Source organism: Nocardioides asiaticus, from assembly GCF_040049175.1.
Taxonomy (GTDB): Bacteria; Actinomycetota; Actinomycetes; order Propionibacteriales; family Nocardioidaceae; genus Nocardioides; species Nocardioides cheoyonin.
In genome coordinates this window covers 732,302-751,480 of sequence record NZ_JBDZDM010000002.1, presented here as the reverse complement: position 1 = coordinate 751,480, position 19,179 = coordinate 732,302, and the positions used below count along the sequence as shown (strand labels likewise).

Here is a 19,179-nt window from a genome sequence, read left to right as displayed (position 1 = left end):
GCCCGGCGCGCCCACTAGTCTCGCTGCCATGGCACTGCGCATCGTCGCCAGTCGCCCGGACCCCGGGATCGTGACGCTGCCCTGGACGACACCGCTCGAGGCGTGGGGCGAGGACGTCGTCGTACCCCTCGCCCAGGGCATCTCTCGCCATGTCGTCCGCATCGTCCGGCTCGGCAGCCGGATCTACGCCGTGAAGGAGACGCAGGAGGAGATCGCCTTCCGGGAGTACCGCACCCTGCGCGACCTGCAGCGGCTCTCCCTGCCCACCGTCGTCCCCCACGCCGTCGTCACCGGCCGCGTCGACCGCGACGGCCAGGAGCTGCCGGCGGCGCTGATGACCGAGCACCTGCCCTTCTCGCTCCCCTACCGCGCCCTCTTCGAGCACGGCCTCACCGCCGACCGGCTCCCGACCCTGGTCGACGCCCTCGTCGTACTCCTCGTCAGGCTCCACCTCGCCGACTTCTACTGGGGCGACGTGTCGCTCTCCAATGTCCTCTTCCGCCGTGACGCCGGCGGCTTCGCGGCGTACCTCGTCGACGCCGAGACCGGCGAGCTCCGCGCCACCCTGTCGGACCGGATGCGGGAGTGGGACCTCCAGATCGCCACCGAGAACGTGTACGGCGAGCTCCTCGACCTGATGGCCAGCGGCGCCGTCGCCCCCGACGAGTCACCGGACGACATCATCGCCCTGCTCCACCGCCGGTACGCCGAGCTGTGGGGCGAGCTCACCGAGACCCAGGAGTTCGCGACCGACCGGATGTGGGAGCTCGAGCAGCGCATCCACCGGCTCAACGACCTCGGGTTCGACGTGGAGGAGCTCGACATCGTCACCGACTACGACCGCGACACCATCCAGGTCTGCCCCCGCGTCGTGGAGGCCGGCCACCACCAGCGCGAGCTGCGCGGCCTCACCGGCCTCGACGTCGAGGACGAGCAGGCCCGCCGCATCCTCAACGACATCGCCGCCTACACCCTCTCCCGCGACCTCGGCGGCCTCTCCCGCGAGGTGGTCGCGCAGCGGTGGATGGCGGAGATCTACGAGCCGATGGTCGCGATGATCCCGCCCGAGGCGCACAGCAAGCTCGAGCCGGCCCAGATGTTCCACGAGATCCTCGAGCACCGCTGGTTCATGTCCGAGCGCCGTGGGGCCTACGTCAAGCTCCTCGACGCCGCCCGCGACTACTTCGACTCGGTCATCCACCAGCGCCCCGAGGAGAAGGCCATCACCGCCCCGCCCGAGATCTAGGTGCCGCGCGCCTGGGCCACGGCGTACAGCACGACGGAGGCGGCGACCCCGGCGTTGAGCGACTCGACGGAGTTGGCCATCGGGATCGAGACGATCTGGTCGCAGGTCTCCGCGACCAGCCGGGAGAGGCCGTCGCCCTCCGACCCGACGACGACCACCAGCGGCCCGTCGGCGAGCCCGCCCTCGGCCGCGAGCTCGGGCAGCGAGACGTCGCCGTCCATGTCGAGCCCGACGACCATGAGCCCGGCCTCCTGGTAGGCCTTCAGCTGCCGGGTGAGGTTCACGGCCTGGGCGACCGGGATGCGCGCGGCTGCCCCCGCGGAGGTCTTCCACGCGGCGGCGGTCATGCCGGCCGCGCGCCGCTCGGGGATGAGTACGCCGTGGGCGCCGAACGCGGCCGCCGAGCGGATGACCGCCCCGAGGTTGCGCGGGTCGGTGACCTGGTCGAGCGCGACGACCAGCGGAGGCTCGCCGAGCTCGTCGGCGCGGTCGAGCAGGTCGTCCGGGTGGGCGTAGTCGTAGGCCGGGATCCGCGCCGCCAGCCCCTGGTGGACGGCTCCGCCGGTGAGCCGGTCGAGCTCGACGCGGTTGACCTCGAGCAGGCTGATCCCGCCGTCGGCGGCGAGCTGGAACGCCTCCCGCAGGCGGCCGTCGCGCTCGGCGCCCTCGGCGACGTAGAGCCCGTTGACCGGCACGCCCTCGCGCAGCGCCTCGACGACGGAGTTGCGCCCGGCGATCCACTCCGCGTCGCTGCCGGTGCGCTTGCGCGGCCGGCCGCCGGCCGGCTTGCCGGGCCGCTCGGACCTCTGCGCCGCCTTGTGGGCCTTGTGGTGCGGGCGGTCCTTCGCCTTCGGCGTCGGCCCCTTGCCCTCGAGCCCGCGGCGGCGCTGACCGCCGGAGCCGACGGTGGCGCCCTTCTTGCGGCCCTTCGAGACAGCGCCGCGACGCGACGAGTTGCCTGCCATCAGGAGATGCTCCACTTCGGTCCGTCGGGGGTGTCCTCGATCTCGACGCCGGCCTTCTTGAGCTGGTCGCGGATCGCGTCGGCGCGTGCCCAGTCCTTCGCGGCACGCGCGGCGCCGCGCTCCTCCAGCAGGCCGGCGACGAGCGCGCCGACCACACCGGTCAGCTTCGGATCCGCACCCGCCGAGGTCGCGGCCCACGCCGGATCCGCCGGGTCGATGCCGAGCACGTCGGCCATCGCCCGCACAGACGCCGCGTAGCGGCCCGCCTCCTCGAGACGCCCCTCGGCCAGCATCCGGTTCCCCTCGCGCACGCAGTCGTGGATCACGGCGGTCGCCGCCGGCGTACCGAGGTCGTCGTCCATCGCGGCGACGAACGCCTCGGGCAGGTCGACCACCGTGGGCACGTGCGGGGCCGCGCGCTCGAGGAACGACTCGATGCGGCCGAGGGCCTTGGCCGCCTCGTCGAGCGCCTCGAAGCTGAACTCCACGTGCGACCGGTAGTGGGCGGCGACGAGGTAGTAGCGCAGCTCGATCCCGCGGTAGCTCTTCAGGACCTCCGGGATCACCAGGCTGTTGCCGAGCGACTTCGACATCTTCTCGCCGGCGGTGGTGATCCAGGCGTTGTGCATCCAGTACGACGCGAACGGCCGGCCGGCCGCGCGCGACTGGGCCTGCTCGTTCTCGTGGTGCGGGAAGCGCAGGTCGATGCCGCCGCCGTGGATGTCGAAGGCCGGGCCGAGGTACTTGCCCACCATCGCCGAGCACTCGATGTGCCACCCCGGACGGCCCGGCCCCCACGGGGCCGGCCACGCCGCGGTCTCCGGCTCGCTCTCCTTCTTCCAGCCCTTCCACAGCGCGAAGTCGCGCGGGTCGCGCTTGCCGCGCGGATCGGCGTCCTCGGCCGGCTCCATGTCGTCGATCGACTGGTGCGAGAGCTCGCCGTACGCCGGCCAGGACCGGACGTCGAAGTAGACGTCCCCCGAGCCGTCCTCCGCGGCGTACGCGTGCCCGTTGGCGACCAGCTCGCCGATCAGCTCGACCATCTCGGGGATGTGGCCGGTGGCCAGCGGCTCGTACGTCGGCGGGGCGACGTTGAGCGAGGCGTAGGCGGCGTCGAGATCGCGCCGCACCTCGTAGGCGAGGTTGTACCAGGGCCGGCCCTGCTCGGCCGACTTGATCAGGATCTTGTCGTCGATGTCGGTGACGTTGCGGATGAACGTCACGTCGTAGCCGGACGCGCGCAGCCAGCGCTGCAGGACGTCGAAGTTGACGCCGGAGCGGACGTGGCCGACGTGGGGCGCCGACTGGACGGTCAGGCCACAGACGTAGAGCGACGCCTTGCCGGGCTGCAAGGGGACGAAGTCACGGACTTCGCGGGCCGCGGTGTCGTAGAGCCTGAGGGTCACCCGGCAAGTCTAGGGAAGAGGGCCCTCACATCACGAAGCCTCGAAGCTCACCTGGTGCCACCCGGTCGCACCGTCCGGCACCACGTCGCGACGGACGGAGGTCTGCACGGTCCCGCGGCGGTCGACCGCGCGGACGGTGACCCGGTGGTCGCCGGCGCGGAGGTCGACGTCGAGGGCCCACTGGACCCACGTGTCGACGCTGGGCACCCGTCCGAGGCGGGCCTCCCGCCAAGCCCCGCCGTCGACCGCGACCTCGACCTTCGAGATGCCGGTCTCCTGCTCCCACGCCACCCCGGCGACGGTGTAACGGCCGGCCGGGACGGTCGCGCCGGCACGCGGCCGGTCGATGCGCGACGCCAGCTTGACCGGCCCCTCAGCCGCCCAGCCGCGGGTGATCCAGTAGCCCACGGCGTGCGACATCGTCGTCACCTCCAGGTCGACGACCCACTTGCACGCGCTCACGTAGCCGAACAGCCCCGGCACCACCGTCCGCACCGGGAAGCCGTGCTCGATCGGCAGCGGCGCGCCGTTCATGGCCAGCGCGAGGATCGCGGGGCGGTCGTCGGTGAGCGCGGCCATTGGCGTCCCGCAGGTCCAGCCGTCGGCCGAGGTCTGCAGCACCGCGTCGGCTCCGTCCTGCACGCCCGCCTCGGCGAGCAGGTCCCGGAGGCGTACGCCGCTCCACCACGCGTTGCCGATCAGGTCGCCGCCGACCTCGTTGGAGACGCAGTTGAGCGTGATCCAGGCGTTCGTACGCCGCCGGGCGACCAGGTCCTCGAAGGTGACCTCGACCGGACGTTCGACCATGCCGTGGATCTTGAGCGTCCAGCCCGCCGGGTCGACGTACGACGGCGTGATGGCGGTGTCGATCCGGTAGAAGTCGCCCGTCGGCGTGGCCCACGGCAGCGCCTCGCCGAGGTCGGCGCCGGCGGGCGTGGCCGGCTTGGTCAGGCCGCGGATCCGCAGCGCGGACCGGGCCGCCTCGACCCGGCGCCGCGCCCGGCCGACCGACGGTGTCACAGCCCCGAGGGCGGCCGCGCCCGCGGCCACGACGCCGGCCTGCAGCAGGAACCGCCGCCCGTCGCCGTACGCGCGGGGCTCACGCAGCGGGCTGCGGAGGACCGCGAGCAGCCCGACCCAGGTGAGGAACCCGGCCGCGACCGGCAGCTCCTCGCGTACGCCGGTCCCCGGCTGCGCCGAGACCGCGAGCGCCCCGACCACCGCGAGCGCGCCGAACCCCGCGACCGGCGCCCACGGTCGCCGCGACAGCCATCCGACCGCCACGAAGACCGCGGTCAGGAACGCCAGCACGAGCCCGACGAGCACCGGCTTGTCGTGGTGGCCGAGCCGTTGGATCCCCTCCTCGGCGAGGCCGCCCGGCACGCGTCGGATGATCTGCTCGGCGACGGCCGTGACCGGGTCGTCCTTCGCGGAGAGCGCGTGCGCGGCGAACCATGCCACCGCCAGCCCGGCCCACCCGGCGACGAGGCCGGCGAGGGCCGCCAGCGCTCCTCCCGCGGGCTCGCGGGAGGGCTCGTCGGCCGGCGCCGTCGGACCATCGCCGGTCCGTACCTGTGTCACGCCCTCCAGTGTGCCTCCGGCATGATCACGCCATGTCCTACAACCAGCTGCTGCCGCTCGTCGGCATCGGCACCGACGTCCACCGGCTCGAGGGGGGCGTGCCTCTGCACCTGGCCGGGCTCTCGTTCCCCGAGGAGCCGCAGGGGCTGGCCGGCCACTCCGACGGCGACGTCGCCGCCCACGCCTGCTGCGACGCGCTGCTGTCCGCGGCGGGGCTCGGGGACCTCGGCTCCAACTTCGGTACCTCGGAGCCCGAATGGGCCGGAGCCGCGGGCGTCGACCTGCTCGCCGAGACGGCCAGCCGGCTCCGCGCGGCGGGCTTCGTCATCGGCAACGTGGCCGTCCAGGTGATCGGCAACCGGCCGAAGATCGGCCCGCGACGCGCGGAGGCCGAGGCCGCCCTGGGTGAGGCACTCGGCGCGCCGGTGAGCGTCTCCGCGACCACCACCGACGGACTCGGTCTCACCGGCCGCGGCGAGGGCGTGGCCGCGATCGCCACCGCCCTGGTCCTGCCGGCCTGACCGCCCGCCCGGCGTTCGGTCAGGCCGCGTCGCCCACCTTGCGGTGGCCGATCATGACCGTGCCGTCGACCACCTTGACGAGGTAGGCCGGAACCGCCACGTGCGGGTCCTCCAGGCAGCGCCCGGTGCGCAGGTCGAACCCGTGCCGGTGGGTCGGCGACGCGACGAACGGCACGTCACCGCGCATCCCCACGATCCCCTTCGCCATGACGGAGGCCTTGGCGTACGGGTCGTGGTTTCCGAGCGCATAGACGGTGTCGTCGGCCATCCGGAAGATGGCGATCGCCTGGCCGTGCACGAGAGCGGTGGCACCGCGCTCGACCTCCAGATCCTCCACTTTGCAGACCGGCTGCCATTCGTCGCCGGAGCCCGCACGCGGAGTCATGAGGACGTAGCCGGCCCGAGCAGCTTCGTCGACATTCAGGGGCCTCCCTTCGGTGGCTCTGAACGTAGGGACGAGTTGTTCGGCGGCTGTTTCGTTGTGTAACGGGCGTGAAAACAAGTCGGTGAACACTGCCCCAACCCCGGCCCGACACCGAGGCGGTAACGTCCGGCCCGTGCCAGCCGCCCTCGTCCTCCTCGCCGCGGGGTCCGGGACCCGTGTCGGCGCCGCGACCAACAAGGTGCTGCTGCCCCTCGGCGCCTCGACCGCGCTGGGACGCTCCGTCACGACAGCACTGGCCGTGGCGGACGTCGCGCGGATCGTCCTCGTCGTACGCGACGGCGACCAGGACGCGGTCACCGACGCCGTCGTACCCCTGCTCGGCGACCGCGAGGTCGCCGTCACCCTCGGCGGCGAGACCCGGCACGCCTCCGAGCAGGCGGCCCTCGAGGTGCTGCGCGCCGACATCGCGAGCGGCGCGGTCGACGTCGTCGCCATCCACGACACCGCCCGCCCCCTCGCCTCGCCGGATCTGTACGCCGAGACCATCGCTCAGGCCCGTGAGCACGGCGGCGCGATCCCGGTCGTGCCGCTCACCCATCTCCTCACGCGCGACCTGCGTCCGGCCGCCCCCGGCGAGCAGCTGGTCGGCGTGCAAACGCCGCAGGCGTTCCGCGCCGCGGACCTCCTCGCGGCCTACGACCGCGCGGCGACCGACGGGTTCGACGGCACGGACACCGCCGTCTGCCTGGAGCGGTACGCCGGTGGGCCGGACGGCGTACGCATCGCCGCCGTGGCGAGCTCGCCGCTCAACCTCAAGGTCACCTTCGCCGAGGACCTCGCCGCCGCGGCGGCGCTGCTCGGCGAGGGCTAGCCGGCCGGGAGCGTCAGCGCCTCGAGCAGGCGTACGTCGTCGGGCGTGCTCACCCGGCGCGCGTCGGCCGGCGCCTCGAGCGTGACGACGGGGAAGCGCGCCGCGAGCGTCGGGGCGAGCTCGGCGAAGTCGGTGCTCGGCAGGCCGTCCAGCGCCGCGACCACCGGTGCGGGCAGCACGATCGGCGAGGCGACCGACCACAGTCCGCCGCGGTCCATGGTCGCGCCGACGAACCCGTCGTCGAGGACCTTCACCGTGTCGGTGACGGGCCGCACGCCGACGACGACCGCGCCCCGCTCGACGGCGGTGACGACGCACCGGGCGATGAACGCGGCCGGGGTCATCGGGCACAGCGGGTCGTGCAGCACGAAGGGCTCGCCGGAGTCCGCCAGCGCCTCCCACGTGGTCGGGAAGTCGACCGGCGTGACGCCGGACTCGCCGAGCGCCCACACCGCGGCGGCGACGAGCGCCTCGCCGTGGATGAGCGCGAACGGGAGCGAGCCGCGGTCGCCCTCGACGACGGTGCCGAGCGCGGGCGGGACGGCGTACTCCTCGATCACGAGCGCCAACCTACAAACGAAAGCGCCCCGGGCGATGCCCGGGGCGCGTTCTGCGTCAGCTCGCGAGGACCTCGTCGAGGAGGGCCTCGGCCTTGTCCTCGTTCGTGTGCTCACACAGGGCGAGCTCCGAGACCAGGATCTGACGAGCCTTGGCCAGCATCCGCTTCTCGCCGGCGGAGAGACCGCGGTCGCGCTCACGGCGCCACAGGTCGCGCACGACCTCGGCGACCTTCATGACGTCGCCGCTGTGCAGCTTCTCGAGATTGGCCTTGTAGCGACGCGACCAGTTGGTCGGCTCCTCGACGTGAGCTGCACGCAGCACCTCGAACACCCGGTCGAGCCCGTCCTTGTCGACGACGTCTCGGACACCTACGAGATCGAGGTTGTTGGCCGGAACCCGAACAACGAGGTCCTGCTGGGCGATGATCCTCAGTACGAGGTACTGCCGTTCCTCCCCCTTGATGGTCCGCATCTCGATGTCCTCGATGACTGCGGCCCCGTGATTCGGGTAGACGACGGTCTCGCCGACGGTGAAAGTCATATGTCAGGTACCCCTTCCTAGACGATCCATACTACCACGGATCCGGGAACCCTGATTCGGCGTTTCCGCAGGTCAGAGCCGACAACGAGGTCTTGACAGATCGCCCTTCCTTATGGTGGCACGCTGTGACAGCCACCACAACGAGGCTCGCGGGGCGCCTCCGGGGACGGCCCGGGACCATCGCCGCGACCCGGTCGGCTCGTGTCTGACCGGCGGTGCGGAAGTGACCGGTACGGCGGCGTACCGGATACTGCAGGCCATGCCGAAGTCGCAGGACGGACTCACGGACCACCACCGCACCATCTTCGACGACGCGGGCCTCGACGACGCGGGCGCCGGCGCCCCTGCGAAGGGAGCGGCGAGGAGCGCCGGTTCCGGTGCGACGAGGGAGCCGGTACGCCGCCGCGGGCTGCGCGACTGGACGCCGTTCCTCCTCGTCCGCACGGCGCATCCCCGCCAGGCGGTGCTGACCGCGCTCGGCGTCGCGGCGGCGGCCGCGCTCGACGGCCGGCCGTCCCGCGAGCTGGCCCTGGTCTTCGGCACCGTGCTGGTCGGGCAGTGCATCCTCGGCTGGCACAACGACCTCGTCGACGAGCCCGTCGACCTCGCCCACGAGCGGACCGGCAAGCCGATCGCCGACGGGCGCCTCGACGCCGGCACCGCGTGGTTCGCGCTCTGCGTGGGCGTCCTTCTCGTCGTACCCCTCGCGGTGTCCAACGGCGTCACCGCCGGTCTCTGCTATCTCGCCTCCGTCGTCATCGGGATGGTCGGCAACGTCGTCCTGCGCCGCGGGCCGCTCTCCTTCGTCCCGTGGGCGGCCTCGTTCGCGCTCTACCCCTTCTTCCTCTCGTACGGCGGATGGGGCGGCTCGGCCGAGGGCGACCCGCCCCAGACGGTGATCGTCGTGCTCGCCGCTGCGCTCGGGATCGGCGTCCACGTGCTGCTCGCGCTGTGGGGCCTCGTCGCCGACAACGAGGACGGCTGGACCTATCTCCCGCTCAAGCTGGGGCTGCGGATGGGCGCGACCCGACTGCTCGTCCTGGACCTCGTCTACTCCGCCGCCGTCGTCGCGGGACTGCTCTACGCCGGTCACGAGGTGGGTCTCTCCCGGTGACGGCGCGGCGCGGAACGCGGGGTCGAGGCGGGGGTCGGGGCGGGGTCCCGGCGGTCACTCCGGGCTGGCGTACGACGCCCCCGATGCGACCGCTAGGCTGTCGGCCGTGACGACCCTTGTTCGACCGCACCTGCGCCGCAAGCTGGCCCTCATGGGTGGCCTCCTGGCCCTCGCCGTCCCAGTGCTGAGCGCGTGCGGCAGCTTTGACTACGCCACCGACCGCCCCAACGACATCGCCAACGGCGGCTACGACCTGGACAGCAACATCCGGGTCAACGCCGCGCGGATCGTGACCGCCGAGCAGGGGTCCGGGGTCTTCATCGCCACCTTCAACCTCAACCCGACCGTCGACCCCGCCACGGTCGCCTCGCCGAACCCGTCGTTCACGGGCCTCTCGACCGCGTCCGACGCGAAGCAGACGGTCCAGCCGAAGGGCAAGATCGACGTCAAGATCGGCGACGCGGGCCTGGTCAACCTCGCCGACCCGAAGACCGGCGGCGTCCCGGTCACCGGCGACTTCGAGCCCGGCGACATCGTCCCGCTGACGCTCACCTTCAGCGACGGCGAGAAGGTCACCGTGCAGGTCCCGGTCGTCACGCAGTGCGGTGCGTACGCCTCGGTCGTCCCCTCGGGGAAGTCCTCGCCGACCGCGACCCCGCTGGTCAGCGGCGACAGCACCACCGACCCGTACTCCTGCAACTACCCCTCGGCCACGCCACTCGGGGGGTGATCCCATGACCTACACGCTGGTCCTGCTCCGCCACGGCGAGAGCGAGTGGAACGCGCTGAACCTCTCGACCGGCTGGGTCGACGTGCCGCTCTCCGAGAAGGGCGTCGCGGAGGCGGTCAACGCCGGCGAGCTGATGAGGGAGGCCGGGCTCCTGCCCGACCTCGTCCACACCTCGCTGCTGCGCCGCGCCATCAACACCGCCAACACCACGCTCGACGTGATCGACCGGCACTGGATCCCCGTACGCCGGTCCTGGCGCCTCAACGAGCGCCACTACGGCGCCCTCCAGGGCAAGAACAAGAGCGAGACGCTGCAGAAGTTCGGGCCCGAGCAGTTCCAGCTGTGGCGCCGGTCGTACGACGTGCCCCCGCCGCCGCTGCCCGACGACGACGAGTACTCCCAGGCCGGCGACCCGCGCTACGCCGACCTCGGCGACGACCTGCCGCGCACGGAGTGTCTCAAGGACGTCGTGGCCCGGATGCTGCCGTACTGGGAGTCCGCCATCGTCCCGGACCTGCGGGACGGCAAGACGGTCCTGGTGACCGCGCACGGCAACAGCCTGCGGGCGCTGGTCAAGCACCTCGACTCGATCAGCGACACCGACATCGCCGCGCTCAACATCCCGACCGCGCAGCCACTGGTCTACGAGCTCGACGAGGACCTGCGGCCGACCGTCGTCGGCGGCACCTACCTCGACCCCGAGGCCGCCGCCGCGGCCGCCCTGGCCGTAGCGAACCAGGGCAAGCAGTAGGGCGCTGCCGCTTGGGCTGACGCGCCGTCAGGCTCAGGCGGAGACCGGGTTCTCCCCGGTCACGACGAAGACGACCCGGCCGGCGACAGAGACGGCGTGGTCGGCGATCCGCTCGTAGTAGCGACCCAGCAGGGCCACGTCGACGGCGGCCTCGACGCCGGCGGTCCAGTCCGAGCCGAGCAGCTCGGTGAACGACGCCCGGCGGAGCTTGTCCATCTCCTCGTCGTCATCGCGGAGGTCCGCGGCGGCGGCCACGTCGCGGTCGCGGATGATCGTGGCGGTCCGGCCGACCATGCTCTCGGCGACCTCGGCCATCCGGCTGATGAGCGGCACGCACTGGTCCGGCACCGCGACGTTCGGCGTACGCAGCCGGGCGATCTTGGCGACGTGGACGGACAGGTCGCCCATCCGCTCGAGGTCGGACACCATCCGCAGCGCCGCGACGACGACGCGCAGGTCGCCGGCGACGGGCGCCTGCAGCGAGAGGATCGAGAGCGCGTTGTCCTCGACCCGCTCGCGGGCGAGGTCGATGTCGGCGTCGGCGCTGATCACGCCCTCGGCGAGGTCGGCGCGGCCGGTGAGCAGCGCCTCCGTCCCCTTCCGCACCGCCTCCTGGACCTTGTCGCAGATGGAGGCGAGGTCGTCGAAGACGGCGTCGAGCTGTTCATGGAAGGCGGAGCGCATGGCAGAGACGGTATCCAGTAGAGGTGTCCACCACTACGGGATGGGTGAATCCTGGGTGAACGTTGGGCGCGCGGCCGTTCCCTCGGCGAAACGAGGGTGAATGATGGCCTTACGCTTGTGTCGTGGATTCGACGACGCAGGCGTTCCTCGCTGCGCTCCTCGGAGCCGTGGTGGCGGCTGCCGGCGTTCTTGCCTGGCATGTGAGCGACCGTCAGCAACACCAGATCCCGCCCGTTGAGGAGCCCGTCGTACCGCCGGAGGTGGCCACTGTGCTCTCCGTGCTTCGCAGCAGCGCGGTCGTCGTCGACGACGACGACACCGTCCTGAAGGCGTCGGCACCGGCGTACGCCCTCGGGCTGGTCCGGGGGTCGTCGCTCGTGTCCGCGGACCTCGCCGACCAGGTCCGCCAGGTCCGCCGCGACGGACAGATCCGCGAGACCGAGCTGGTGATGGGCCGGCCCAGCGCACCCGCCCGCCACGTCACGGCGCGGGTCGCGCCGCTGGGCTCCCGTCTGGTCCTCGCGCTCGTCGAGGACCGCACCCGCGAGCGCCGGGTCGAGGCCGTACGCCGCGACTTCGTCGCCAACGTCAGCCACGAGCTGAAGACCCCGGTCGGGGCGATCCGCGTGCTCGCCGACGCGGTTGCGGACGCCGCCGACGACCCCGAGGCCGTACGCCGCTTCGCCGAGCGGATGCTGACCGAGAGCGATCGCCTCACCCAGCTGGTCCAGCAGATCATCGAGCTCTCCCGCCTCCAGGGCGACGAGCCGCTCGAGGCGCCGGTCGCCGTCGACGTCGACGACGTCATCGCCACCGCCGTCGACACCAGCTCCGTCGATGCCTCGGAGAAGGACATCAAGGTCGTGACCGCCGGCACGCCGGGGCTGCAGGTGTTCGGCAACGAGGAGCAGGTCCTCGCCGCCGTCACCAACCTGGTCTCGAACGCCGTCGCCTACTCCGACCCCGGCTCGAGCGTCACCGTCACGACCCGGGCCGTCGAGGGCTCGGTCGAGATCTCGGTCCTCGACCAGGGCATCGGCATCCCGCCCGACGAGATCGACCGGATCTTCGAGCGGTTCTACCGCGTCGACCCGGCACGCCACCGGTCCACCGGCGGCACCGGCCTCGGCCTCTCGATCGTCAAGCACGTCGCCGCCACCCACGGCGGCGAGGTCAAGGTCTGGTCCGTGGAGGGCCAGGGATCGACCTTCACCCTGACCCTTCCCCAGCACCTTCCGTCGGGCCCGCAGGCCAGCCAGCCGCTCGTCCCGACCCCCGCCACCACGTCGCCAATCAGGGAGGACCGCCCGTGACCCGGGTACTCGTCGTCGAGGATGAGCAGAGCTACAGCGAGGCGCTCTCCTACATGCTCCGCAAGGAGGGGTTCGAGGTCGCCGTGGCCGAGAACGGCACCGACGCGCTCAAGGACTTCGACCGCAACGGTGCCGACATCGTGCTGCTCGACCTCATGCTGCCCGGCATCCCCGGCACCGAGGTGTGCCGCCAGATCCGCGCCAGCTCCTCCGTCCCCGTCATCATGGTCAGCGCCAAGGACGACGAGGTCGACAAGGTCGTCGGCCTCGAGCTCGGTGCCGACGACTACGTCACCAAGCCCTACTCCCCCCGCGAGCTGGTGGCCCGGATCCGTGCCGTCCTGCGGCGCGGCCAGGAGCCCGACCTCGCGCCCGCGACGCTCGAGGCGGGGCCGGTCCGGATGGACGTCGAGCGCCACGTCGTGACCGTCGACGGCCAGGAGCAGCGGCTGCCGCTCAAGGAGTTCGAGCTCCTCGAGATGTTCCTCCGCAACCCCGGCCGGGTCCTGACCCGCGGCCAGCTCATCGACCGCGTGTGGGGGTCGGACTACGTCGGCGACACCAAGACGCTCGACGTCCACGTCAAGCGGCTGCGGGCCAAGCTCGAGCCCGACCCGAGCGAGCCGAAGTTCCTGGTCACGGTCCGCGGCCTGGGCTACAAGCTCGACCTCTGACCGGTTGAGTCGGGGGTTGTGCCCCCTCGATTCCGGAGTTGTGGCGACGCTGGCGGCATCTCGGGCAACGCTGGCCGATATCCGCGTGCGCGCGGGGGTTCCTTTACGTAGCGTCGTGTCGTGACGAGTACGACGACCACCGAGTCCCCCACGACCGCGACCGCCGTCCGCACCTGGCTGCCGCTCACGCTGGTGGCGGTGACGCTGTTCTTCTGGGCGTCGGCGTTCGTCGCGATCCGCCACCTCGGCCCCGACTTCCGGCCCGGGTCGCTCTCGCTCGGTCGCCTCGTCGTCGGGTCGCTCTGCCTCGCGCCCTACGCGCTGCGCCGCGGCGTACCCCACCCGACCTGGCGGCAGTGGGTCTCCATCGCGGCGATCGGGGTGCTGTGGTTCGGCGTCTACAACGTCGCGCTCAACGCCGGCGAGAAGCGGATCGACGCGGGCACGTCGTCGATGCTCATCCAGGTCTCGCCGATCCTCATCGCGCTGCTGGCGGCGACCTTCCTGGGCGAGCGGTTCACGGCGTACCTCGGACTCGGGCTCGCCCTCGCCTTCGCCGGCGTCGCGATCATCGGGCTCGGCGCCGACAGTGCCGACGGGCGCGGCCACGACGTGATCGGCGTGGTGCTCTGCCTGGTCTCGGCAGTGGTGTACGCCGTCAGCCTGGTCCTCCAGAAGCCGCTGGTCGCGCGGCTGCAGGCCGTCCACGTCACCTGGCTGGCGTGCACGGTCGGCGCGGTCGTGTGCCTCCCGTTCGCGGGGCAGCTGGTCTCCGACGTCGGCTCCGCTCCGGCGTCGTCGACGCTGTGGGTGGTCTATCTCGGCGCCTTCCCGACGGCGCTCGCGTTCACGACGTACGCCTACGCGCTGCAGCACATGGACGCCTCGCGGCTCGGCATCACGACCTATCTCGTCCCGCCGATCGCGATCGTGCTGAGCTGGATCTTCCTCGGCGAGACCCCGCCCACGCTGGCGTACGTCGGCGGCGTGCTCGCACTCGCCGGCGTGGCCCTCGCGCGGCGTCAGCCCCGGGTGCGCGCCTGAGGACCCGGCCCGGGCCCGTGCTCGGCGAGCCAGGCGTCGGCGCGGCGGCGGGAGGCGCGGGCCAGCCACGCGTCCTGCACGACCTCGGTGAGCTCCTCGAGGCTGATCTCGCCGAGCCGTGAGCCGCGCACCAGGACCGACGGGTGGCCGTCGAAGCGCCGGGTGGTGAAGTACGGCGTCGACGGGTCGCGCACCATCGCGTCCTTCTCGACGTCCGAGCCGACCCAGAACATGATCACGTCGTCGTACTTCTCGCCAGTCTCGGGGTCGACCGCGTCCGGCTGCGGCGTACGGAAGAAGACGAACGACTTGCGTCCCACCTGGTAGACCGCGTTGCCCTTCGGGCCGTGCTCAACGGTCACGTGGGGCATCGCGCGGGCCAGCGCGTGGACGTCGTCGACGGTCGCGGGACGGGTGGCCATGCCCCGACCCTAAGGGCCGGTCACAGGCACATCCGTGGAGTTCCCACAGGGATGCCCTGTGACCTCACAGCCACGCGGTCACTACTGCGCCTCCGCGATCCCCCGGAGACTGGCGACGATGAGCGCGAGCACTGCCCCGACGACCGCCCCGAGGACCGCGCCGGCCCTGACGCTGGGCGGCCTGTTCGGGCTGGGCAGCATCGTGCCCGGACTCGCGGCGGCCGTCGCGCTGGCGGTCGTGAGCACCGTGATCGGCCGGTACGTCCCGGTGCTCGGCAGCGCGGTCCCGGCGATCGTGCTCGGCGCGGTGATCGCCACCGCCCGGCGGCCGAGCGCGCGGCTGCTGCCGGGCCTGCAGTACGCCGGCACCCGGGTTCTCCAGGTCGCCGTCGTCGTCCTCGGGCTGCGGCTCTCGCTCGGCCAGGTGGTGTCCGTCGGGGCCGCGTCGCTGCCGGTCATGCTGGGCACGCTCGGCGTCTGCCTGCTCGTCGCCCAGGTCGCCGGCCGACGCCTCGGCGTGGGGAGCGACCTGCGCATGCTCGTCGGCTCAGGCACCGGCATCTGCGGCGCCTCCGCGATCGCCGCGGTCTCGCCGGTGATCGGCGCGGTGAGCGCCGACGTGGCCTACGCCGTGTCCACGATCTTCGTCTTCAACATCGCCGCGGTCGTCGTCTTCCCGCTGGTCGGCCACGCGCTCGGGATGGGGCAGCACGCGTTCGGCGTCTTCGCCGGCACCGCGGTCAACGACACCTCCTCGGTGGTGGCCGCTGCCTCGACGTACGGCCCGGGCGCGGCCGACCACGCCGTCGTGGTCAAGCTGGTCCGGACACTGATGATCGTCCCCATCGTGCTGACGCTCGCGGTGCTGGTCGGTCGGCGGCGTACGCCGACCGGCGAGGCGCCCGCGCCGCTCACCCCGCTGCGGGTGGCGCGCCTGGTGCCGTGGTTCCTCGTCGGCTTCGTGCTCATGGCCGCGGTCGGGTCGACCGAGCTCGTGCCCGCGGGCGCCGTCGCCGGCGCGGGCCAGGTATCGACGTTCCTCATCACCGTCGCGCTGGCCGGGATCGGCCTCTCGACCGACCTGCCCGCGCTGCGGCGTACCGGCGCCCGGCCGCTCGTGCTCGGCGGCATCCTCTGGGTCACCGTGTCGGTCGTCAGCCTCGCCCTGCAGGCGGTCACCGGCGGCTGGTAGCCGTCGGTCCGCCGCGGCGGTCAGCCCAGCAGCGGCAGTCTTGCGGCGAGCTCGCCGAGGGCGTCCCGGTCCTCCGCGGACGGCTCGCCGCGGCCGGAGGCGAGGAGTGCGGCGGAGGTGTCGTCCCACGCGGCCGGCAGCGGTGCGCCGAGGCCTGGACGCGCACGGTCCGGGCGTGCGCGTCGGCGCCGTCCATGTCCGGCTTGAACGGCGCCCAGTACGTCGCCGCGTCGACCGTCGGCTCGCCCGAGGCCGGCGTCGCCATCGCGACCAGCGCCCGCTGGGCGTCGAAGAGCAGGTGGAGCAGCAGGTCCTGGACCGCCCAGCCGTGGGCGCGGGTCGGGCGGAGGAGGTCGCGCTCGCTCAGCGCGTCGACGGCCGCGGTGACCGCGGCGTACGTCTCGCCGACGAGGGCCCTGGGGTCGTCCACCGACCCATCCTCGCAGGACTCAGTCAGTCTCGACTCGCAGGCTCACGGCCCGCTGGCGTCGGACTCCAGCCAGCCGCGGAACGCCTCGAGGTTGGCGGTGGACTCGCCGCGGAGCTTGCGCCACTCCCACTCCTTGCGGATCGAGCTGGCGAAGCCGAGCTCGAGGATGACGTTGAACGACTCGTCGGCGTACGTCAGCACGCAGCCGAGCAGCCGGTCGAGCCCGTCCGGGGTGAGGGTCTCGAGCGGCAGCCGGGCATCGAGGTAGATGTCGCCGAGCCGGTCGACGGCGAAGGCGACGGCGTACATCCGCAGGTTGCGCTCCAGCAGCCAGCGGTAGACGCCCTCGAGGTTCTCGTCAGGATGCCGGCAGACGAACGCGTGGACGCCGAGCGCGTGCTGGTTGACGTCGAGCCGGACCGGGGTCTGCAGCTTCTTCTCGCCCGGCAGTGAGAACGACAGCCTGACCTCGCCGTTCTCGGCCTCGGTCTCCTGCCACTCGAGGTCGTTGTCGCGCAGCCAGTCGCGGACCAGCTGCGCGCCCGGCGAGCCGGGCGCCGTCTGTGCTGCCTGGGTCATGCCACCTCTTCGCGCATCAGGGTGCGGGCCTGCTCGTAGACCGCGAGTGTCGCACGCGCGGTCGCCTCCCACGAGAAGTCCCGGGCGTGGGCGAGCGCGCCGACGGCCAGCTTCTCGCGGCGTACGTCGGAGGAGATCACCTCGGTGAGGGCATCGGCCCAGCGGGCCGGGTCGTGGCCGTCGACGAGGAAGCCGCTGCGGCCGTCCTGGACGGCCGTCGTCAGACCCCCGACGGCGGCGGCGACGACCGGAGTGCCGCAGGCCTGCGCCTCGACGGCGACGAGGCCGAAGGACTCGTTGTAGGACGGGACGGCGACGAGCGACGCGGCGGCGTACCACCGCGCCAGCTCGGGCTGGGTCACCGGCGGCACGAAGCGTACGACGTCGTCGATGCCGAGCTCGCGGGCGAGGTCGGCGAGCGAGGTGGGGTGGTCGAGCCCGGAGCCGGACGGCCCCCCGACGACGGGAACGACGAGCGAGGGCCGCAGGCCGGGGTCGCGGACGAGCATCACGGCGACGGCGCGGAGGAGCACGTCGGGGGCCTTGAGCGGTTGGAGCCGGCCGGCGAAGAGCAGCACGTGGGCGCGCTGGGGCAGGCCGAGGGCTGCCCGGGCGGCCGACCTGTCCTCCGGACGGAAGATGCCGAGATCGACGCCGGGATGGACGACCTGGACGCGGCCGGGCTCTGCGTCGTAGAGCTCGATGAGCTGCTTCGCCTCGAGGTCGGTGTTCGCGATGAGGAGATCGGCCGCCTCGACGACCTGCTCCTCGCCGATGAGCCGCGCCTCGGGCTCGGGGGTGTCGCCGCCGGCGAGCGCGGCGTTCTTCACCTTCGCCATGGTGTGCATGGAGTGGACGAGCGGCACCCCCCAGCGGTCGCGCGCGAGGGCGCCGACCTGCCCGGAGAGCCAGTAGTGGGAGTGGACGGCGTCGTAGTAGCCGACCGGGCGCGTGGCCTCCGTGCGCAGCACCTCGCGGGCGAAGACGCAGAGCTGGCCGGGCAGCTCGCCCTTCGACAGCCCCTCGAACGGACCGGCGTGCACGTGGTGGACGGCGACGCCGTCACAGGCCGGCACGACCGGCTCGAGCCGGGAGGAGGTGGCGCGGGTGAAGACGTCGACGGCGATGCCCTGGGCGGCGAGCCGCTTCGAGAGCTCGAGCACGTAGACGTTCATCCCGCCCGCGTCGCCGGTGCCGGGCTGGTCCAGCGGCGAGGTGTGGAGGCTGATCATCGCCACCCGGTCGATCCGCTCCACGGCGCTCCTCTCACCTCCGCCCTCACGCCTCCGGCCTACTCCTGCGGAGCGTCCAACCATGCATCGGGTTCCGACATTCCCCTAGGCTCGCGTCAGTCGATCGGTACCCCGCCGGGCAAATGTCGACTCGCCTTGGAGACAATGCAGCCATGACCGAGACCCAGAAGACCGCCGTCGTGACCGGGGCCAGCAGCGGAATCGGCGCGGCCACCGCCCGCCGGCTCTCCGCCGAGGGCTACCACGTGTTCCTCGCCGCCCGTCGCGCCGACCGGATCGAGGCGCTCGCCAAGGAGCTCGGCGGCACGCCCGTCGTCACCGACGTCACCGACGAGGCCTCGGTCGCCGCCCTCGCGGAGACGGTCGGCCCGCGGCTCGACGTACTCGTCAACAACGCCGGTGGCGCCTTCGGCTCCGAGCCGGTCGCCGAGGCGAAGGCCGAGGACTGGCGGCGGATGTACGAGGTCAACGTCATCGGGCTCATGCAGGTCACCAAGGCGCTGCTGCCGGCGCTCGTCGCCTCGGGTGCGGGGACGATCGTCAACGTCGGCTCCACCGCGGGCCGGGTGGCGTACGAGGGCGGTGCCGGCTACACCGCCGCCAAGCACGGCACGCAGGTCGTCAACGAGACACTCCGCCTCGAGCTCTACGACCAGCCGGTCCGCGTCATGGAGGTCGCGCCGGGGATGGTGCGGACCGACGAGTTCTCGCTGGTCCGCTTCGGCGGCGACGAGCAGAAGGCCGAGGCGGTGTACGCCGGCGTCGCCGAGCCGCTGGTCGCCGAGGACGTCGCCGACGCGATCACCTGGATGGTCACCCGACCGGCCCACGTCAGCGTCGACGAGCTCGTCATCCGCCCCAAGGCCCAGGCCGCCCAGCACAAGGTCCACCGGGTGTCGGACTGAGGACGCGCGTCG

General features: G+C 72.5%; 22 protein-coding genes. 11 read left to right on the top strand and 11 right to left on the bottom strand.

Features of this window, described 5'->3' with window-relative positions:
- The first annotated feature begins 28 nt into the window (after positions 1-28).
- On the top strand, positions 29-1,246 hold the full coding sequence (locus ABLE53_RS09445) for a DUF4032 domain-containing protein (protein WP_348858589.1): 1,218 nt from the start codon (positions 29-31) through the stop codon (positions 1,244-1,246).
- Here ABLE53_RS09445 and rlmB read toward each other — a convergent pair.
- The 3 genes from rlmB to ABLE53_RS09430 are packed head-to-tail and all read right to left on the bottom strand — an operon-like array spanning position 1,243 to position 5,198.
- Positions 1,243-2,211 (bottom strand): 23S rRNA (guanosine(2251)-2'-O)-methyltransferase RlmB, encoded by a 969-nt coding sequence (rlmB, locus tag ABLE53_RS09440; protein ID WP_348858588.1) that lies wholly within the window; start codon positions 2,209-2,211, stop codon positions 1,243-1,245. The genes ABLE53_RS09445 and rlmB overlap by 4 nt on opposite strands.
- Positions 2,211-3,617 (bottom strand): cysteine--tRNA ligase, encoded by a 1,407-nt coding sequence (gene cysS / locus ABLE53_RS09435; protein WP_348858587.1) that lies wholly within the window; start codon positions 3,615-3,617, stop codon positions 2,211-2,213. The genes rlmB and cysS overlap by 1 nt, the downstream gene beginning before the upstream one ends.
- A 30-nt stretch (positions 3,618-3,647) precedes the next feature.
- The gene (locus ABLE53_RS09430; protein ID WP_348858586.1) at positions 3,648-5,198 is read right to left on the bottom strand and encodes a molybdopterin-dependent oxidoreductase; all 1,551 of its coding nucleotides are present in this window, start codon (positions 5,196-5,198) and stop codon (positions 3,648-3,650) included.
- Positions 5,199-5,230: 32 nt separating this feature from the next.
- Between ABLE53_RS09430 and ispF the strand changes: the two genes are divergently transcribed.
- Entirely contained in the window at positions 5,231-5,719 is a 489-nt protein-coding gene (ispF, locus tag ABLE53_RS09425; protein WP_348858585.1) for a 2-C-methyl-D-erythritol 2,4-cyclodiphosphate synthase, read from the top strand.
- 19 nt (positions 5,720-5,738) lie between these two features.
- On the opposite strand, the gene nirD is transcribed toward ispF, so the two are convergent.
- Positions 5,739-6,104: a nitrite reductase small subunit NirD gene (nirD, locus tag ABLE53_RS09420; RefSeq protein ID WP_348858583.1), complete on the bottom strand. Its 366-nt coding sequence runs from the start codon at positions 6,102-6,104 to the stop codon at positions 5,739-5,741.
- Between the two features lie 172 nt (positions 6,105-6,276).
- Here nirD and ABLE53_RS09415 point away from each other — a divergent pair, with 172 nt between their 5' ends.
- Complete coding sequence (locus tag ABLE53_RS09415) at positions 6,277-6,975, top strand: IspD/TarI family cytidylyltransferase (RefSeq protein WP_348858582.1); 699 nt, start codon at positions 6,277-6,279, stop codon at positions 6,973-6,975.
- On the opposite strand, the gene ABLE53_RS09410 is transcribed toward ABLE53_RS09415, so the two are convergent.
- Positions 6,972-7,535: a 2-C-methyl-D-erythritol 4-phosphate cytidylyltransferase gene (locus ABLE53_RS09410; protein ID WP_348858581.1), complete on the bottom strand. Its 564-nt coding sequence runs from the start codon at positions 7,533-7,535 to the stop codon at positions 6,972-6,974. The two genes, ABLE53_RS09415 and ABLE53_RS09410, sit on opposite strands and share 4 nt — an antisense overlap.
- A 55-nt stretch (positions 7,536-7,590) precedes the next feature.
- Positions 7,591-8,076 carry a CarD family transcriptional regulator gene (locus ABLE53_RS09405; RefSeq protein WP_348858580.1) on the bottom strand — a complete coding sequence of 162 codons (486 nt, stop codon included), beginning with the start codon at positions 8,074-8,076 and terminating at the stop codon, positions 7,591-7,593.
- A 259-nt stretch (positions 8,077-8,335) separates the two neighbouring features.
- Between ABLE53_RS09405 and ABLE53_RS09400 the strand changes: the two genes are divergently transcribed.
- The 3 genes from ABLE53_RS09400 (at position 8,336) to ABLE53_RS09390 (ending at position 10,671) form a co-directional block, all read left to right on the top strand.
- Positions 8,336-9,190, top strand: coding sequence for a UbiA family prenyltransferase (locus tag ABLE53_RS09400; protein WP_348858579.1), 855 nt, complete (start codon positions 8,336-8,338; stop codon positions 9,188-9,190).
- A 106-nt stretch (positions 9,191-9,296) separates the two neighbouring features.
- The gene (locus ABLE53_RS09395; RefSeq protein WP_348858578.1) at positions 9,297-9,920 is read left to right on the top strand and encodes a hypothetical protein; all 624 of its coding nucleotides are present in this window, start codon (positions 9,297-9,299) and stop codon (positions 9,918-9,920) included.
- 4 nt (positions 9,921-9,924) lie between these two features.
- Positions 9,925-10,671 carry a phosphoglyceromutase gene (locus ABLE53_RS09390; RefSeq protein ID WP_348858577.1) on the top strand — a complete coding sequence of 249 codons (747 nt, stop codon included), beginning with the start codon at positions 9,925-9,927 and terminating at the stop codon, positions 10,669-10,671.
- Positions 10,672-10,704: 33 nt separating this feature from the next.
- On the opposite strand, the gene phoU is transcribed toward ABLE53_RS09390, so the two are convergent.
- Positions 10,705-11,355 (bottom strand): phosphate signaling complex protein PhoU, encoded by a 651-nt coding sequence (gene phoU / locus ABLE53_RS09385; protein ID WP_348858576.1) that lies wholly within the window; start codon positions 11,353-11,355, stop codon positions 10,705-10,707.
- Between the two features lie 122 nt (positions 11,356-11,477).
- Here phoU and ABLE53_RS09380 point away from each other — a divergent pair, with 122 nt between their 5' ends.
- From ABLE53_RS09380 to ABLE53_RS09370, 3 genes are all read left to right on the top strand, one after another.
- Entirely contained in the window at positions 11,478-12,668 is a 1,191-nt protein-coding gene (locus ABLE53_RS09380) for a sensor histidine kinase (protein ID WP_348858575.1), read from the top strand.
- Positions 12,665-13,342, top strand: a complete 678-nt coding sequence (locus ABLE53_RS09375; protein ID WP_348858574.1) for a response regulator — start codon at positions 12,665-12,667, stop codon at positions 13,340-13,342. Before ABLE53_RS09380 ends, ABLE53_RS09375 begins: the two co-directional genes overlap by 4 nt.
- A 120-nt stretch (positions 13,343-13,462) precedes the next feature.
- The gene (locus ABLE53_RS09370) at positions 13,463-14,386 is read left to right on the top strand and encodes a DMT family transporter (RefSeq protein WP_348858573.1); all 924 of its coding nucleotides are present in this window, start codon (positions 13,463-13,465) and stop codon (positions 14,384-14,386) included.
- Here ABLE53_RS09370 and ABLE53_RS09365 read toward each other — a convergent pair.
- Positions 14,365-14,808 carry an MmcQ/YjbR family DNA-binding protein gene (locus ABLE53_RS09365; protein ID WP_348858572.1) on the bottom strand — a complete coding sequence of 148 codons (444 nt, stop codon included), beginning with the start codon at positions 14,806-14,808 and terminating at the stop codon, positions 14,365-14,367. The genes ABLE53_RS09370 and ABLE53_RS09365 overlap by 22 nt on opposite strands.
- 118 nt (positions 14,809-14,926) lie before the next feature.
- Here ABLE53_RS09365 and ABLE53_RS09360 point away from each other — a divergent pair, with 118 nt between their 5' ends.
- Complete coding sequence (locus ABLE53_RS09360) at positions 14,927-16,000, top strand: YeiH family protein (protein ID WP_348858571.1); 1,074 nt, start codon at positions 14,927-14,929, stop codon at positions 15,998-16,000.
- On the opposite strand, the gene ABLE53_RS09355 is transcribed toward ABLE53_RS09360, so the two are convergent.
- Genes ABLE53_RS09355 through mshA form a run of 3 tightly spaced genes read right to left on the bottom strand, consistent with a single transcriptional unit; the run spans position 15,984 to position 18,265 of the window.
- Positions 15,984-16,430, bottom strand: a complete 447-nt coding sequence (locus ABLE53_RS09355) for a maleylpyruvate isomerase N-terminal domain-containing protein (protein ID WP_348858570.1) — start codon at positions 16,428-16,430, stop codon at positions 15,984-15,986. The genes ABLE53_RS09360 and ABLE53_RS09355 overlap by 17 nt on opposite strands.
- Before the next feature lie 42 nt (positions 16,431-16,472).
- The gene (locus tag ABLE53_RS09350) at positions 16,473-17,009 is read right to left on the bottom strand and encodes a type III secretion system chaperone family protein (protein ID WP_348858569.1); all 537 of its coding nucleotides are present in this window, start codon (positions 17,007-17,009) and stop codon (positions 16,473-16,475) included.
- A complete protein-coding gene (mshA, locus tag ABLE53_RS09345; RefSeq protein ID WP_425474854.1) occupies positions 17,006-18,265 on the bottom strand; it encodes a D-inositol-3-phosphate glycosyltransferase in 1,260 nt (419 codons plus the stop codon). The genes ABLE53_RS09350 and mshA overlap by 4 nt, the downstream gene beginning before the upstream one ends.
- A 149-nt stretch (positions 18,266-18,414) precedes the next feature.
- Between mshA and ABLE53_RS09340 the strand changes: the two genes are divergently transcribed.
- On the top strand, positions 18,415-19,167 hold the full coding sequence (locus ABLE53_RS09340; RefSeq protein WP_348858568.1) for an SDR family NAD(P)-dependent oxidoreductase: 753 nt from the start codon (positions 18,415-18,417) through the stop codon (positions 19,165-19,167).
- Positions 19,168-19,179: the final 12 nt, after the last annotated feature.

Bases quoted from the DNA above. Each gene is read 5' to 3' on its own strand.
- ABLE53_RS09350 (WP_348858569.1), bottom strand. From the start codon at position 17,009: ATGACCCAGGCAGCACAGACGGCGCCCGGCTCGCCGGGCGCGCAGCTG.
- ABLE53_RS09365 (WP_348858572.1), bottom strand. From the start codon at position 14,808: ATGGCCACCCGTCCCGCGACCGTCGACGACGTCCACGCGCTGGCCCGC.
- rlmB (WP_348858588.1), bottom strand. From the start codon at position 2,211: ATGGCAGGCAACTCGTCGCGTCGCGGCGCTGTCTCGAAGGGCCGCAAG.
- ABLE53_RS09360 (WP_348858571.1), top strand. From the start codon at position 14,927: ATGAGCGCGAGCACTGCCCCGACGACCGCCCCGAGGACCGCGCCGGCC.
- ispF (WP_348858585.1), top strand. From the start codon at position 5,231: ATGTCCTACAACCAGCTGCTGCCGCTCGTCGGCATCGGCACCGACGTC.
- ABLE53_RS09400 (WP_348858579.1), top strand. From the start codon at position 8,336: ATGCCGAAGTCGCAGGACGGACTCACGGACCACCACCGCACCATCTTC.
- ABLE53_RS09340 (WP_348858568.1), top strand. From the start codon at position 18,415: ATGACCGAGACCCAGAAGACCGCCGTCGTGACCGGGGCCAGCAGCGGA.
- phoU (WP_348858576.1), bottom strand. From the start codon at position 11,355: ATGCGCTCCGCCTTCCATGAACAGCTCGACGCCGTCTTCGACGACCTC.
- ABLE53_RS09390 (WP_348858577.1), top strand. From the start codon at position 9,925: ATGACCTACACGCTGGTCCTGCTCCGCCACGGCGAGAGCGAGTGGAAC.
- ABLE53_RS09405 (WP_348858580.1), bottom strand. From the start codon at position 8,076: ATGACTTTCACCGTCGGCGAGACCGTCGTCTACCCGAATCACGGGGCC.
- ABLE53_RS09445 (WP_348858589.1), top strand. From the start codon at position 29: ATGGCACTGCGCATCGTCGCCAGTCGCCCGGACCCCGGGATCGTGACG.
- nirD (WP_348858583.1), bottom strand. From the start codon at position 6,104: ATGACTCCGCGTGCGGGCTCCGGCGACGAATGGCAGCCGGTCTGCAAA.